This is a genomic window from Paraburkholderia sp. DD10 (genome assembly GCF_049177125.1).
Lineage (GTDB): Bacteria > Pseudomonadota > Gammaproteobacteria > Burkholderiales > Burkholderiaceae > Paraburkholderia > Paraburkholderia terricola.
On the sequence record NZ_CP185393.1, the window covers coordinates 858,704 to 872,520 of the forward strand.

Below are 13,817 nucleotides of genomic sequence, written 5' to 3' on the forward strand. Positions count from 1 at the left end.
CCGGACGCTCCAACACCCGTTTTCGTGCCGCAACGCCTTATCTGGCTGTCATTACCACTTTTGCGTATTAAAGAATGAAGAAACATTATTTTTAATGATGAAAGCCCTTCGATAGACTGGCCTCCAGTTGGCGCCACGCACGCGTGGCCGCACGCAGACGACGCAAAACAACATCACACGCCGTTTCAACGGACCACAACGCGGAGAAAGTTGGCATGAACCATCGACACACGGGGCTGGCAGGCAAGACGAAGAAACTGATCGCGGCGCTCGCCTTCGGCGCGGCAGCCGCGCTCGGCGTCGCGGGGCAGGCGCACGCCGCCGACACGACGCTGCTGAACGTGTCCTACGACCCGACGCGCGAGCTCTACCAGGACGTCAACCAGGCGTTCGGCAAGGAGTGGAAGGCAAAAACCGGCGAAACGATCACCTTCAAGCAGTCGCACGGCGGCTCGGGCGCGCAGGCGCGCTCCGTGCTCGACGGCCTGCAGGCGGACGTCGTGACTCTCGCGCTCGCCTACGACATCGACGCCCTCGCTAACAAGGGCCTGCTCGACAAGGGCTGGCAAAAGCGTCTGCCCGACAACGCATCGCCGTACACGTCGACGATCGTGTTTCTGGTGCGCAAGGGCAACCCGAAGCACATCAAGGACTGGGACGATCTGATCAAACCGGGCGTGTCGATCGTCACGCCGAACCCGAAAACCTCGGGCGGCGCGCGCTGGAACTACCTCGCGGCGTGGTCGTATGCCGCGCATCAGCCGGGCGGCAACGACCAGAACGCGAAGGAGTTCGTCGGCAAGCTCTATAAGAATGCCGGCGTGCTCGATTCGGGCGCGCGCGGCGCGACCACCAGCTTCGTGCAACGCGGCATCGGCGACGTGCTGATCGCGTGGGAAAACGAAGCGTTCCTGTCGCTGAAGGAGTTCGGCACGGACAAGTTCGAAATCGTCGTGCCGTCCGTGAGCATCCTGGCCGAGCCGCCGGTTGCCGTGGTCGACAAAGTCGTCGACAAGCGCGGCACGCGCAAGCTGGCCGAGGCGTATCTGAACTTCCTGTACAGCGAGCAGGGCCAGGAGATCGCCGCGAAGAACTTCTACCGGCCGCGTTCGAACAAGGTGCCGGCGGAGTTGACCTCGAAGTTTCCGAAGCTGAAGCTGTACACGGTGGACGACTCGTTCGGCGGCTGGACGAACGCGCAGAAAACGCACTTCGCGGACGGCGGCGTATTCGATTCGATCTATCAGCCGCAGTAAGACCGCCGGTGCCGGCAACGGCATCGACCGAGCGACGCGGCAACGCGTCCAATCCGGGCGCGCCCCAGTGGCGCGCTTTGGCCAGCCAGGGCCCGGCGGCCAGAACACGCAGGCGTGAACCCTGAAAGAGCATTGAGCATGACGACGTTGACCTTCCGAAAACCGAGCGCCTTGCCCGGTTTTGGCCTGACACTCGGCATCACGGTGGCTTATCTGAGCCTCGTGGTGCTGATTCCGCTTGCCGCAACCTTCCTCAAGACCGCGACGCTCGACTGGGCGCAGTTCGTGCGCGCGGTGAGTTCGCCGCGCGTGCTCGCGTCGTATCGCCTGACGTTCTTCTCGGCGTTGGGCGGCGCGCTGATCAACGCGGTGTTCGGCTTTCTGGTGGCGTGGGTGCTGGTGCGCTACACGTTTCCGTTCAAGCGCATCGTCGATGCGGTGGTCGATCTGCCGTTCGCTTTGCCGACCTCCGTGGCCGGCATTTCGCTCGCGGCCGTGTACGCGGGCAACGGCTGGATCGGGCAGTTTCTCGAACCGCTCGGCATCAAGATCGCATTCACGCCGGCGGGTGTGCTGGTTGCGCTGACGTTCATCGGCTTGCCGTTCGTCGTGCGGACCGTGCAGCCAGTGCTCGAGGAGTTCGAGCGCGAACAGGAGGAGGCGGCCGCGTGCCTCGGTGCGTCGCGCTGGCTGACGTTTCGCCGCGTGGTGTTGCCGTCGGTGTTTCCGGCCCTGCTGACGGGCTTCGCGCTGGCGTTCGCGCGCGCGCTCGGCGAATACGGCTCGGTGATTTTCATCGCCGGCAATGTGCCGATGAAGTCTGAAATCACCTCGCTGCTGATCATCACCAAGCTCGAGCAATACGACTACGCGGGCGCCACGGCATTGGCCGTGGTGATGCTGGTCGTGTCCTTCCTGATGCTGCTGTTCATCAATACCTTGCAGTGGTACTTGCAGCGCCGCACCGGGCGCGGCGGCGCGGGCCCGGCGCCGGCCCCGGCAAGCGTCGCGGCGATCGGCGGAGGTGTGCGATGAGCCGCCATTCCGCCGACGGCGCGCATCGTGTGAATCGCGCGGATGGGACGGATCGGGCCGCCGTCGCCGTCGCGCCGCGCGCGCCGCTCAACGTCGCGCGCCGGCCCGATCCGGTGACCGAACCGCCGGTGGTGCGCTGGATCCTGACCGGGGTCGCGTTGCTGTTTCTCGCGCTGTTTCTCGTCGTGCCGCTCGTCGCCGTGTTCTATCAGGCGTTGAACAAGGGGCTCGGCTTCTATCTGGAATCGCTCGCCGATCCCGATGCGCTGTCGGCGATCAAGCTCACCGTGATCACCGCGGCGATTGCCGTGCCGCTGAACCTCGTGTTCGGTCTCGCGGCTTCCTGGTGCATCGCCAAGTTCGAATTCCGCGGCAAGGCGCTGTTGACCACGCTGATCGATCTGCCGTTCTCGGTTTCGCCGGTGATCTCGGGCTTGATCTACGTGCTGCTGTTCGGCGCGCAAGGCTGGTTCGGCCCGTGGCTGCAAGCCCATGACGTGCAGATCATCTTCGCGGTGCCGGGCATCGTGCTGGCGACGATCTTCGTCACGTTCCCGTTCGTCGCGCGCGAACTGATTCCGCTGATGCAGGCGCAAGGCAACGACGAGGAAGAAGCCGCTCACGTGCTCGGCGCCTCGGGCTGGCAGATTTTCCGCCGCGTCACGCTGCCGAACGTCAAGTGGGGCCTGCTGTACGGCGTGATCCTGTGCAACGCGCGGGCGATGGGCGAGTTCGGCGCGGTGTCGGTGGTGTCGGGCCATATTCGCGGCCAGACCGACACGATGCCGCTGCACGTCGAAATTCTCTACAACGAGTACAACTTCTCGGCGGCGTTCGCGGTGGCGTCGGTGCTCGCGTTGCTCGCGCTCGTCACGCTGGCGCTCAAGCTGCTCGCCGAGCGGCATATGTCGGCGGAACTGTCGGCGGCGCGCGACGTGCCCGCGTATGCCGGGCCCGTCACGCCGGCGCCGGCTTCACAGCCTGGTTCACAGCCTGGTTCGCAGCCTGGTTCTGAGCCTGGCTCGCGGACCGCTTCACAGACCACCTCGCAATCCGTCAATGCATCGCAGCCACACCCGCTCAAGCAAGGAGAGCTGTAATGGGTATCACCGTTCGTAACCTGCAGAAGCGCTTCGGCGATTTCGTCGCGCTCGATAACGTCTCGCTCGATTTCCCGCCGGGCGAACTGGTTGCGCTGCTCGGGCCCTCGGGTTGCGGCAAGACGACCTTGTTGCGGGTGATCGCCGGGCTCGAATACGCGGACGGCGGCCAGGTCGTGCTGCAAGGCCAGGACGTCGCGACGGTCGGCGCGCGCGAACGCGAAGTCGGCTTCGTATTCCAGCATTACGCGCTGTTCCGTCACATGACGGTGTTCGAGAACGTCGCGTTCGGTCTGCGTGTGAAACCGCGCAAGGAGCGTCCCTCGGAAGCGGTGATTCGCGAGAAGGTGCACGAACTGCTGAAGCTCGTGCAACTCGACTGGCTCGCGCAACGGTATCCGTCGGAGCTGTCGGGCGGCCAGCGGCAGCGGATCGCGCTGGCGCGCGCGTTGGCCGTCGAGCCGAAGGTGCTGCTGCTGGACGAACCGTTCGGCGCGCTCGACGCGAAGGTGCGCAAGGAATTGCGTAGCTGGCTGCGGCGTCTGCATGACGATCTGCATATCTCGACGATCTTCGTCACGCACGATCAGGAAGAGGCGCTCGAAGTGGCCGACCGCATCGTCGTGCTCAATCGCGGGCACGTGGAGCAGGTGGGCAGTCCGCAGGACGTGTACGACCATCCGCAAACCTCGTTCGTCTACGAGTTTCTCGGCGCGGCGAACCGCCTGCACGGCAACGTCGATTCGAGCGGCTTCGTGGTCGACGGCGCGGCGCTGCCGGTCGCGATCACCGCGGGATTCAGCGGGCCGGCCTTCGCTTATGTGCGTCCGCACGATCTGCAGTTGTACCCGCAGGCGGCCGGTCATCGCGAAGGCATCGTCGTCGACGTGCGGCGCGTGGTGACGCTGGGCGGCTCGGTGCGGGTCGAACTCGCGGGCCGCGAAGGCAACCTGCTCGAAGCCGAACTCGATCGCGAAGCGTGGCGCGATCTGCAACTGGCGGTCGGCGATGGCGTGACCGCCGTGCCGCGCGCATTGCGCGTGTTTCCGGCGCAATGAATGACGTCGTGAAGCCCGCAGTGAAGCGGGCAACGACCCCCGGCGTTTCGATCGAACTCAAATAACTCACTCTGGCTGAACCGGAGACATACAGATGAACTTCCAGCAATTGCGCTTCGTGCGCGAGGCCGTGCGCCAGAACATGAATCTGACCGAGGTGGCGAACGTGTTGTACACGTCGCAGTCGGGCGTATCGAAACAGATCAAGGATCTCGAGGACGAACTCGGCGTCGACATTTTCATTCGGCGCGGCAAGCGTCTGACGGGGCTCACGGAGCCGGGCAAGGCTGTGCATCAACTGATCGAGCGGATGTTGCTCGACGCGGAGAATCTGCGCCGCGTCGCGCGCCAGTTCGCCGATCAGGACAGCGGCCACCTGGTGGTGGCGACCACGCACACGCAGGCGCGCTATGCGTTGCCGAAGGTGATCCGTCAATTCACCGAGGTGTTCCCGAAAGTGCACCTGGCGCTGCGCCAGGGCAGCCCGCAGCAGATCGCGCAGATGATCATCAACGGCGAGGCGGATATCGGCATCTCGACCGAGGCGCTCGACCGCTTTCCGGACATCGTCACGTTTCCGTGCTACTCGTGGCATCACGTGGTGGTCGTGCCGAAGGATCATCCGCTCGTGGGCCGTGAAAATCTGACGCTCGACGAAATCGCCGAATTCCCGATCGTCACGTATGACCAGGACTTCACGGGCCGCTCGCACATCGACCAGGCGTTCGCCAAGGCAGGCGCGTTGCCCGACGTCGTGCTGACCGCGATCGACGCGGACGTGATCAAGACCTACGTCGAACTCGGCATGGGCATCGGCGTGGTGGCGGCGATGGCCTACGATCCCAGGCGCGATACCGAACTGGTGGCGCTGGATACGCAGCATCTGTTCGAGGCGAGCACGACGCGGGTCGGTCTGCGCAAGGGCGCGTTCCTGCGCGCGTATGCGTATCGGCTGATCGAGATGTTCGCGCCGCAGTTGAACGAAGCGGAGATCGCCGCGCAATTGCGCGAGGCGGTGTGAGGTTGGCGCCGGATCCTTGAGGTCCGGCGCGAAGTGGCGCTGAATCGTTCGCGGGCGATGCGCGAGCGTTGGCGCCCAGCATCGCTAATCCAAAACGAACGGCCATCCGTTTTTTCACGCATCGCGGCGCGCGGCGCATCGCTTACAATCGGCGCCATGAATACTCCGACTTCCTCTTCCGCGACGCCTTCAAACCAGGGCGTCACACCGACGCTGCCGCGCATCGCCGTGCTCGCCACCGGCGGCACGATCGCCGGGACCGCGGCGGACGCCGCCAACACCTCCGGCTACCAGGCGGGCGTGGTCGGCGTCGATCAATTGCTGGCGGCGGTGCCGGCTTTGTCCACGGTGGCGCGCATCGCGCCCGAGCAGATTGCCAGCATCGACAGCAAGGACATGGCGCTGCCGCTCTGGACCACGCTCGCGCAACGCATCAACGCGCTCCTCGCCGAAGACGACATCGACGGCGTAGTCGTCACGCACGGCACCGACACACTCGAGGAAACCGCCTATCTGCTGCATCTGACCGTCAAGTCGGACAAGCCGGTCGTGCTGAGCGCGGCGATGCGTCCGGCGTCCGCGCTCTCCGCCGATGGTCCGCTGAATCTGCTGAACGCCGTGACGGTCGCGGCGCACGCGGGCTCGCGCGGGCAGGGTGTGCTGGTGGCCTTCAACAACAAGATTCACAGCGCGCGCGACGTGGTGAAGACGAGCACGTATGCCGTCGACGCATTCCACTCGCCGGAGATCGGCGCGCTCGGCTGGGTGCAGGACGGGCGGGTCGAATTCCAGCGCGGCGTGGTGCGTCCGCATACGCTCGCGACCGAGTTCGTGATCGGCGCGAAGTGGCCGCATGTGGAGGTCGTCGCGAGCTATGCCGGCGTCTCACGGATTGCCGTGGATGCGCTCGTTGCCGCCGGCGTGCGCGGCATCGTGGTGGCCGGCACGGGCAACGGCTCGATCCACGCGTCGCTGCAACAGGCGTTGGCCGATGCGGTCTCGCAAGGCGTCGCGGTGGTGCGCTCCTCGCGCGTGGGTTCGGGGCACGTGATGCGCAACGGCGCCGCCGCCGATGACGCGCTTGGTTTCGTCAGCGCGGGCTCGCTGAATCCGTACAAGGCCCGTGTGCTGCTGATGCTGGCATTGGCCGCGGGTGGCACGGGGCCGGTTGCGCTGCAAAAGGTCTTCGATACGTATTGATGCGGTAACGGTCACGGCCACACGCATGATCGCGCAATGAAAACGCGGCGCTCGAGTTGATGACTCGAGCGCCGCGTTTTTCGTTTTTACCGCTGCTTTTACCGCTGTTATTACCGCTTGCTGCAATGCTTACCGCAACCGCGGGTTACTGCGGCGGAATCACCAATACCTGACCCGGATAAATCTTGTCCGGGCTCTTCAGCATCGGCGTGTTGGCCTGGAAGATCACGTCGTTCTTCGCGCCGCTGCCGTAGTACTTCTCCGCGATCTTCCACAGATTGTCGCCGGGCACGACGGTATGAAACTGAGTGGGCGCAGCCGCGGGCGTGGTGACGGTCAGTTGATCGTCCACCTTGTCGACGTTCTGCACGTTGCCGGCCGCGACGAGAATCTTGTCCTTGGTCGGCTGATCGGCCGCCTCGCCGGACACGGTGACGGTGTGGCTCGTGCCGTCGTATGCGACTTGCAGATTGGTGGCGTCCAGACCCTGGGTGCGGATATATGCGGCGATCGCGTCGCCCGCTGTTTTATTCAACGCGGCAAGGTCGGGCGCGGCAGGCGCGGCTTGTGCCGAGGTCGAGGCGGCGCCGAACAGTTTTTCGCCGGCTTCCTTGATGAAACTGAGAATACCCATGGATCACACTCCTAACGTGGCGGCGCAAGAATACTTTGCGCACGGGTTGTGCACTGGTTGCGAATCGGGCGAATGAAGCGAAAGACGCGCGCTGCGAAGAGCGGCACGGGATGCCTGAAACGCAAGCAGGCGGACTCAAGGAGTGTAGGAGAAAAGCGCGAAGCGATGTGTCAAAAAAGGTGCGCCGGGGTGCTTGCAGTTGCAAGCAAATGCAAGCAAGCGTGCAAGCGAATGCCCAAGCGAACGCGCAAGCGGAGGTGCAGCAAGCGGCGTGCATGATGCACCCCGCCGCGAGACATTGGCGGAAAAAGCATGACGATGATCCGACAGCCGGACACCCGACGACGACGTCTGACCGACCAAGGCTTCCCCGGCGCCGCCGGGTGCCGCTGCGGACCCCACTGTGCCGCTCTCAGCCCAGAGCGACACGCTTTGTCCGCTGCGCCGCGCATGTCGCGCGACGCAACGGACGCCCCACCTGCGATTGCCGTGACGACGAAGACCGAGCCGACGAAGCCGCGGTCAAGGCAACCCGCATGACGACTCAAGCAGCCTTCGCCGCGCTATCCGGCGCTTGCGCGACTTCGTAGTTCGCCATGATTTCCAGAGCGCGCACCATCGCCGAGTGATCCCATGCCTTGCCGCCGTTCGCCGCGCACACGCTGAAGAGTTGCTGCGCGCTCGCCGTATGCGGCAAGGCGATGCCGAGCTTGCGCGCGCCGTCGAGCGCGAGGTTCAAGTCCTTCTGATGCAGTTCGATACGAAAGCCGGGATTGAACGTGCGTTTGGTCATGCGCTCGCCATGCACTTCGAGAATGCGCGACGAAGCGAAGCCGCCCATCAACGCCTTGCGCACGCGTTCGGGATCGGCGCCCGAGCGCGATGCGAACAGCAGCGCTTCGGCCACCGCTTCGATGTTCAGCGCGACGATGATCTGATTGGCGACCTTGCAGGTTTGACCCGCGCCGTTCTCGCCGATCAGCGAAATGTTCTTGCCCATCAGTTCGAACAAGGGCTTGGCCTGCGCGAACGCTTGTTCCGGACCGCCGACCATGATCGTCAGCGTTGCTTCGCGCGCGCCGACTTCGCCGCCGGACACCGGCGCGTCGAGGTAATCGACGCCGAGCGCATTGATCTTCTTCGCGAATGCCTGCGTATCGAGCGGGGAGATCGAACTCATGTCGATCACCAGCTTGCCCTTCGTGAGACCGGCGGCGACGCCGTCGTCGGCGAATAGCACGTTGGCGACGTCAGGCGTGTCCGGCACCATGATGATGACGATGTCGGCGGCTTGCGCGACAGCGGTCGAATCGGCGACCACGGTGGTCGTTTTGCCCAGATCTTCCGGCACCGGGTACGCGCCGTTCACGAACAGCGAATGACCGCCCTTGATGAGGTTGCGCGCCATGTGCGCGCCCATGATGCCGAGGCCGATGAAACCGATCTTTGCCATGTGTCTGAATCTCCAGTGTTGTTGGGGCGCCCGAGGGACTTCCTTCCGGGCGCGACGCGCCTGATCGTTCGATCAGACAGCGGCGTGGGCCGCGCCGCGCGCCTGCCCGGCCATGCTGCGCAACCAGCCGAGGCCGGCCGTCGTGGTGGTGCGCGGCTTGTACTCGCAACCGACGTAGCCGTCGTAGCCGAGCGAATCGAGCAGATCGAACAGGAACGGGTAGTTGATTTCGCCGGTGCCCGGTTCGTTGCGCCCCGGGTTGTCGGCGAGCTGGATGTGCGCGATGCGCGCCAGGTTCTTCGTGATCGTCGCCGCGAGTTCGCCTTCCATCCGTTGCATGTGATAGATGTCGTATTGCAGGAACAGATTGTCCGAAGCCACGGCGTGGATCACATCGAGGCCTTCGGCCGAACGGTTCAACGCGAAGCCGGGGATGTCGTAGGAATTGCACGGCTCGACCAGCAGCCTGATGCCGGCCTTCTTCAATTCACCCGCGGCAAAGCGCAGGTTCTCGACGATGGTCGAGCGCGCCTTGTCCGCATCCACGCCGGCGCTCGGAATGCCGACGAGGCAGTTCAGTCGCGGCACCTTCAAGGCTCGTGCGTATTCGATCGCGCGGCCGACGCCTTCCTGGAACTCGCTCACGCGATCCGGCAGACACGCAATGCCGCGTTCGCCGGCTTCCCAGTTGCCCGCGGGCAGGTTGTGCAAGACGAGTTTCAGGCTGTTCTGCTGTAGACGTTCGCTCAGCTCAGCGATCTGATACGGATAGGGGAACAGGAATTCGACGGCGTCAAAGCCCGCGTCCGCGGCGGCCGCGAAGCGGTCGAGGAACGGGACTTCGTTGAAGAGCATGGTTAGATTCGCTGCGAATTTCGGCATGATGCGGGGTCTCGCTGGTCGGTCAGTGGAATGACTTCGTGAGGCGCTTTCACAGCGTCGGGTCGCTACGCTGCGAAAGCCCTCATGTGATGCAAAGTCGGGAAACTCAGTCGGCGATGCTGATCGCGGTCGGTGCGTCCTCGCGCGTCGCGGCCAGTTCCTCGAACTCGTTGATCGCGTCGATCTCGGTGCCCATCGAAATGTTGGTCACGCGTTCCAGAATCACTTCGACGATCACCGGCACGTTGAACTCGGAGAGCATCGCCTGGGCCCTTTGCAAGGCAGGCTTCAGTTCTTCAGGCTTGAACACGCGGATCGCCTTGCAACCCAGGCCTTCGGCCACCGCGACGTGGTCCACGCCGTAGCCGTTGGTCTCCGGCGAATTGATGTTCTCGAAACCGAGCTGCACGCAGAAATCCATGTCGAACGCGCGCTGCGCCTGGCGGATCAGGCCGAGGTAGGAGTTGTTCACCACCACGTGTACATAGGGCAGATTGAATTGCGCGCCGGCGGCCAGTTCCTCGATCATGAACTGGAAGTCGTAGTCGCCCGAGAGCGCGACGATCGGACGTTGCGGGTCCGCCGCGCGCACGCCGAGCGCGGCCGGAATCGTCCAGCCGAGCGGGCCGGCCTGGCCGCAGTTGATCCAGTTGCGCGCCTTGTAGACGTGCAGGAATTGCGCGCCCGCAATCTGCGACAATCCGATCGTGCTCACGTAGCAGGTGTCGCGGCCGAACACCTGGTTCATCTCTTCGTACACGCGCTGCGGTTTCATCGGCACGTTGTCGAAGTGTGTCTTGCGATGCATCGTGCGCTTGCGTTGCTGGCAATCGGCAACCCACGCGCCGCGGTCCTTCAGTTTGCCGGCCGCCTTCCATTCCTTCGCGACTTCGACGAACAGTTCGAGCGCGGCCTTCGCGTCCGACACGATGCCGAGGTCCGGGCCGAATACGCGCCCGATCTGCGTCGGCTCGATGTCCACGTGCACGAACTTGCGGCCTTTCGTATAGACCTCGATGCTGCCGGTGTGACGATTCGCCCAGCGGTTGCCGATGCCGAGCACGAAGTCGGAGGCGAGCATGGTCGCGTTGCCGTAGCGGTGCGAGGTTTGCAGGCCGACCATGCCGGCCATCAGCGGATGATCGTCGGGTATCGCGCCCCACGACATCAGCGTGGGGATCACCGGCACGCCGATGGTTTCGGCGAACTTGACCAGCAGATCCTCGGCGGCCGCGTTCAGCACGCCGCCGCCCGAGACGATCAGCGGCTTGTCCGAGTCGTTCAGCAAGGTGAGGGCGGCTTCGATCTGCTTGCGCGTCGCCTTGGGCTTGTAGACGGGCAGCGGCTCGTAGGTGTCGATGTCGAATTCGATTTCGGCGAGCTGCACGTCGATCGGCAGATCGACCAGCACCGGGCCGGGACGGCCCGAGCGCATCAGGTGAAACGCCTGCTGGAACACGCGCGGCACCAGCGCCGGCTCGCGCACGGTGACGGCCCATTTGGTGACGGGCTTGGCGATCGATTCGATGTCGACGGCCTGAAAATCTTCCTTGTACAGACGCGCGCGCGGCGCCTGGCCGGTGATGGCCAGGATAGGAATGGAGTCGGCCTGAGCGGAGTACAAACCGGTGATCATGTCGGTGCCGGCGGGGCCCGACGTGCCGATGCACACGCCGATGTTGCCGGGCTGGGCGCGCGTATAGCCCTCGGCCATGTGCGACGCGCCTTCGACGTGACGCGCCAGCACGTGGCTGATATTGCCTGCCTTGCGCATGGCCGAGTAGAACGGGTTGATCGCAGCGCCCGGAACGCCGAATGCGGTGTCGATGCCTTCTTTTTCGAGCACCAGCACGGCTGCGTCGACGGCTCTCATCTTGGCCATGAATGTCTCCTGAATGTCTGTGGTCTGTGGCGGGCGCAATCCGCGGATGAAGCTGCAACGAATTTGCGAATCAAGCGTTGTCGAATGCACTTTAGGCCTGACCTAAAGGTTTGATAAGATCAGTTCGGGTCGCTTATTTCGAAACAAAAAGTATGGAATGGCGCGAGGCCGGCAGGAGACAGACATGGACCGCTTCAAGCAGATCGAAACCTTCGTGCGCGTGGCGGATGCGGGTAGCCTGGCCGCCGCCGCGCTGGAAGAGGGCGTGTCGCCGGTGATTCTCGGCCGCCGGATCGATGCGCTGGAAAAGCGCCTCGGCGTGAAGCTGATGTACCGCTCGACGCGCCGTCTGGTGGTCAGCGAGGAAGGCGCCGCGTTTCTGGAGCGCTGCCGCGGCCTTCTCACCGAATGGGACCAGGCGGAAAACGAGTTGAGCGCCGGACGGCGCGCGGTGAACGGCCATCTGATCGTGTCGGCGCCGGCCGCGTTCGGGCGCAAGCACGTCGCGCCGCTCGCCCCGGCCTTTATCGCCGACAAGCCGGAATTGCAGGTGTCGTTCAATCTGACCGACCGCGTCGTGGATCTGGTGCGCGAGGGCTACGACCTGTCGATCCGGATCGGCGGGGCGGTGGATCCGAACTTCGTCGCGGTGAAGCTGGCGTCGAACCGGCGCGTGGTGTGCGGCACGCCGGAATATTTCCGCCAGCACGGCAAGCCGAAAACGCTCGAGGATCTGCCGCGCCACAATTGCCTCGCCTTCAATCTGCAAGGGGGACAGAACCGCGGCTGGTATTTTCGCCGCAACGGCAAGCTGGTGACCGTGCGGGTAGGCGGCTCGCTCGACTGCAACGACGGCGAGCTGCTGCATCGCTGGGTCTCGGAAGGGCTCGGGCTCGGCTGGCGCTCGACATGGGAGATCCAGCAGCAACTCGCGCGCGGCGAACTGGAAACCGTGCTGGACGAATTCGCGCTGCCCGACTACGACATCCTCGCGGTGTATCCGCAGCAGCGTTACGTGCCGGCGAGGGTGCGCTATTTCATCGATTATCTGAAAGAGGTGTACGCGAGCGAGGATTACTGGAACCGTCCGGCCTATTGACGGATGGCTCCAGCCTCGGGTTTGCGGCGCTAAACCGTTGAAAACACACCTGATTCGCGCGCCGCAATAACGGGATATCTTGCAGCCCGGCCCCATTCGGGTTACACTCTTCGGCTTCTCACTTGCCACACCGGTTCCGACGCCCGGGTGGCTTTAATCCACAAGTCCACAGGAGTGTGTATGCGTCATTATGAAATCGTCTTTATCGTGCACCCCGATCAGAGCGAGCAAGTGCCCGCCATGATCGAGCGCTACAAGACCACGATCACCTCGCACGGTGGCCAGATCCACCGTATCGAAGACTGGGGCCGTCGCCAACTGGCCTACATGATCGAGAAACTCGCGAAGGCTCACTACGTCTGCATGAACATCGAATGCGACCAAACCACGCTCGACGAGCTGGAGCACGCATTCAAGTTCAACGACGCCGTTCTGCGTCACCTGATCGTCAAGATGAAGAAGGCCGAAACCGGCCCGTCGCCGATGATGAAGGAAGTGCAGCGCGAAGAAGCCAAGAAGTCGGCTGCCACGCAACCGTCCGAAGCGCAGGCTTAAGACACACTATTTAAGCTACCAGAACAAGCGTCGCTCTCGTCAAAGGGCTCATGAACCGGCTGCAACTCACGGCCAGCGTCGTCGAACGCGAACCGGTGCGGTACACCCCCGCCGGCGTTCCGATTGCAGGCTGCACGTTGCACCACCGCGCGGAAGTCGTCGAAGCCGGCATCACCCGGCAAGTCGAACTGACCATGCAGGCGGTAGCCGCGGGTGAGGCGAGCGGTAAGCTGGAAAGCTGCCAGATGGGCGTGGAAACGCTCTTCACAGGCTTTCTGGCGAAAAAGCACCGCAACGCAAGAACTCTGGTATTTCACATCACAGCATTGCAGGACATTGGAAAGGACTGAACATGGCCCGCCCGACTGGTAAGAAATTCGACAAACGTCGTCAGCAACAAAATCCGCTCTTCAAGCGCAAGAAGTTCTGCCGTTTCACGGCAGCCGGTGTCGATCACATCGACTACAAGGACCTCGAAACGCTGAAGGACTTCATCGGCGAAAACGGCAAGATCACGCCGGCGCGTCTCACGGGTACGAAGTCGCACTATCAACGCCAGCTGGACACGGCAATCAAGCGCGCACGTTTTCTCGCGCTGGTGCCGTACACCGACCAGCACAAGGCCTAACCCGACGACGCGAT

The 13,817-nt window shown here is 63.8% G+C and carries 14 protein-coding genes; 10 read left to right on the forward strand and 4 right to left on the reverse strand.

Annotated features, from left to right (window positions below; translation table 11 throughout):
* Nucleotides 1-215 precede the first annotated feature (215 nt).
* From ACOCG7_RS19335 to ACOCG7_RS19360, 6 genes are all read left to right on the forward strand, one after another.
* The gene (locus tag ACOCG7_RS19335; RefSeq protein ID WP_244744216.1) at nucleotides 216-1,256 is read left to right on the forward strand and encodes a sulfate ABC transporter substrate-binding protein; all 1,041 of its coding nucleotides are present in this window, start codon (nucleotides 216-218) and stop codon (nucleotides 1,254-1,256) included.
* 138 nt (nucleotides 1,257-1,394) lie between these two features.
* Complete coding sequence (gene cysT / locus ACOCG7_RS19340; RefSeq protein ID WP_073426833.1) at nucleotides 1,395-2,291, forward strand: sulfate ABC transporter permease subunit CysT; 897 nt, start codon at nucleotides 1,395-1,397, stop codon at nucleotides 2,289-2,291.
* Nucleotides 2,288-3,391 (forward strand): sulfate ABC transporter permease subunit CysW, encoded by a 1,104-nt coding sequence (gene cysW, locus ACOCG7_RS19345; protein WP_244744215.1) that lies wholly within the window; start codon nucleotides 2,288-2,290, stop codon nucleotides 3,389-3,391. Before cysT ends, cysW begins: the two co-directional genes overlap by 4 nt.
* On the forward strand, nucleotides 3,391-4,449 hold the full coding sequence (locus ACOCG7_RS19350; RefSeq protein WP_073426832.1) for a sulfate/molybdate ABC transporter ATP-binding protein: 1,059 nt from the start codon (nucleotides 3,391-3,393) through the stop codon (nucleotides 4,447-4,449). The genes cysW and ACOCG7_RS19350 overlap by 1 nt, the downstream gene beginning before the upstream one ends.
* 94 nt (nucleotides 4,450-4,543) lie before the next feature.
* Complete coding sequence (locus ACOCG7_RS19355; RefSeq protein WP_073426831.1) at nucleotides 4,544-5,470, forward strand: CysB family HTH-type transcriptional regulator; 927 nt, start codon at nucleotides 4,544-4,546, stop codon at nucleotides 5,468-5,470.
* A gap of 156 nt (nucleotides 5,471-5,626) precedes the next feature.
* A complete protein-coding gene (locus tag ACOCG7_RS19360; protein ID WP_073426943.1) occupies nucleotides 5,627-6,670 on the forward strand; it encodes an asparaginase in 1,044 nt (347 codons plus the stop codon).
* Between the two features lie 145 nt (nucleotides 6,671-6,815).
* Here the strand turns inward: ACOCG7_RS19360 and lysM are convergent, their stop codons facing one another.
* From lysM to gcl, 4 genes are all read right to left on the reverse strand, one after another.
* Nucleotides 6,816-7,304, reverse strand: a complete 489-nt coding sequence (gene lysM / locus ACOCG7_RS19365) for a peptidoglycan-binding protein LysM (RefSeq protein ID WP_073426830.1) — start codon at nucleotides 7,302-7,304, stop codon at nucleotides 6,816-6,818.
* A gap of 544 nt (nucleotides 7,305-7,848) precedes the next feature.
* Nucleotides 7,849-8,757: a 2-hydroxy-3-oxopropionate reductase gene (locus ACOCG7_RS19370; protein WP_073426829.1), complete on the reverse strand. Its 909-nt coding sequence runs from the start codon at nucleotides 8,755-8,757 to the stop codon at nucleotides 7,849-7,851.
* Nucleotides 8,758-8,829: 72 nt separating this feature from the next.
* Nucleotides 8,830-9,639 (reverse strand): hydroxypyruvate isomerase, encoded by an 810-nt coding sequence (hyi, locus tag ACOCG7_RS19375; RefSeq protein ID WP_244744214.1) that lies wholly within the window; start codon nucleotides 9,637-9,639, stop codon nucleotides 8,830-8,832.
* A gap of 106 nt (nucleotides 9,640-9,745) precedes the next feature.
* A complete protein-coding gene (gene gcl / locus ACOCG7_RS19380) occupies nucleotides 9,746-11,521 on the reverse strand; it encodes a glyoxylate carboligase (protein WP_244744213.1) in 1,776 nt (591 codons plus the stop codon).
* Nucleotides 11,522-11,705: 184 nt separating this feature from the next.
* On the opposite strand from gcl, the gene ACOCG7_RS19385 reads away from it, so the two are divergent.
* From ACOCG7_RS19385 to rpsR, 4 genes are all read left to right on the forward strand, one after another.
* Nucleotides 11,706-12,620 carry a LysR family transcriptional regulator gene (locus tag ACOCG7_RS19385; protein ID WP_244744211.1) on the forward strand — a complete coding sequence of 305 codons (915 nt, stop codon included), beginning with the start codon at nucleotides 11,706-11,708 and terminating at the stop codon, nucleotides 12,618-12,620.
* A gap of 180 nt (nucleotides 12,621-12,800) precedes the next feature.
* Nucleotides 12,801-13,175, forward strand: coding sequence for a 30S ribosomal protein S6 (gene rpsF / locus ACOCG7_RS19390; RefSeq protein WP_073426825.1), 375 nt, complete (start codon nucleotides 12,801-12,803; stop codon nucleotides 13,173-13,175).
* 50 nt (nucleotides 13,176-13,225) lie between these two features.
* Nucleotides 13,226-13,525, forward strand: coding sequence for a primosomal replication protein N (priB, locus tag ACOCG7_RS19395; protein ID WP_073426824.1), 300 nt, complete (start codon nucleotides 13,226-13,228; stop codon nucleotides 13,523-13,525).
* Nucleotides 13,526-13,527: 2 nt separating this feature from the next.
* Nucleotides 13,528-13,803 (forward strand): 30S ribosomal protein S18, encoded by a 276-nt coding sequence (rpsR, locus tag ACOCG7_RS19400; RefSeq protein WP_073426823.1) that lies wholly within the window; start codon nucleotides 13,528-13,530, stop codon nucleotides 13,801-13,803.
* Nucleotides 13,804-13,817 lie beyond the last annotated feature (14 nt).

What these genes read in the sequence shown, in the direction of transcription:
- ACOCG7_RS19335 (WP_244744216.1), top strand. Translation starts at nt 216, where the DNA reads ATGAACCATCGACACACGGGGCTGGCAGGCAAGACGAAGAAACTGATC.
- cysT (WP_073426833.1), top strand. Translation starts at nt 1,395, where the DNA reads ATGACGACGTTGACCTTCCGAAAACCGAGCGCCTTGCCCGGTTTTGGC.
- cysW (WP_244744215.1), top strand. Translation starts at nt 2,288, where the DNA reads ATGAGCCGCCATTCCGCCGACGGCGCGCATCGTGTGAATCGCGCGGAT.
- ACOCG7_RS19350 (WP_073426832.1), top strand. Translation starts at nt 3,391, where the DNA reads ATGGGTATCACCGTTCGTAACCTGCAGAAGCGCTTCGGCGATTTCGTC.
- ACOCG7_RS19355 (WP_073426831.1), top strand. Translation starts at nt 4,544, where the DNA reads ATGAACTTCCAGCAATTGCGCTTCGTGCGCGAGGCCGTGCGCCAGAAC.
- ACOCG7_RS19360 (WP_073426943.1), top strand. Translation starts at nt 5,627, where the DNA reads ATGAATACTCCGACTTCCTCTTCCGCGACGCCTTCAAACCAGGGCGTC.
- lysM (WP_073426830.1), bottom strand. Translation starts at nt 7,304, where the DNA reads ATGGGTATTCTCAGTTTCATCAAGGAAGCCGGCGAAAAACTGTTCGGC.
- ACOCG7_RS19370 (WP_073426829.1), bottom strand. Translation starts at nt 8,757, where the DNA reads ATGGCAAAGATCGGTTTCATCGGCCTCGGCATCATGGGCGCGCACATG.
- hyi (WP_244744214.1), bottom strand. Translation starts at nt 9,639, where the DNA reads ATGCCGAAATTCGCAGCGAATCTAACCATGCTCTTCAACGAAGTCCCG.
- gcl (WP_244744213.1), bottom strand. Translation starts at nt 11,521, where the DNA reads ATGGCCAAGATGAGAGCCGTCGACGCAGCCGTGCTGGTGCTCGAAAAA.
- ACOCG7_RS19385 (WP_244744211.1), top strand. Translation starts at nt 11,706, where the DNA reads ATGGACCGCTTCAAGCAGATCGAAACCTTCGTGCGCGTGGCGGATGCG.
- rpsF (WP_073426825.1), top strand. Translation starts at nt 12,801, where the DNA reads ATGCGTCATTATGAAATCGTCTTTATCGTGCACCCCGATCAGAGCGAG.
- priB (WP_073426824.1), top strand. Translation starts at nt 13,226, where the DNA reads ATGAACCGGCTGCAACTCACGGCCAGCGTCGTCGAACGCGAACCGGTG.
- rpsR (WP_073426823.1), top strand. Translation starts at nt 13,528, where the DNA reads ATGGCCCGCCCGACTGGTAAGAAATTCGACAAACGTCGTCAGCAACAA.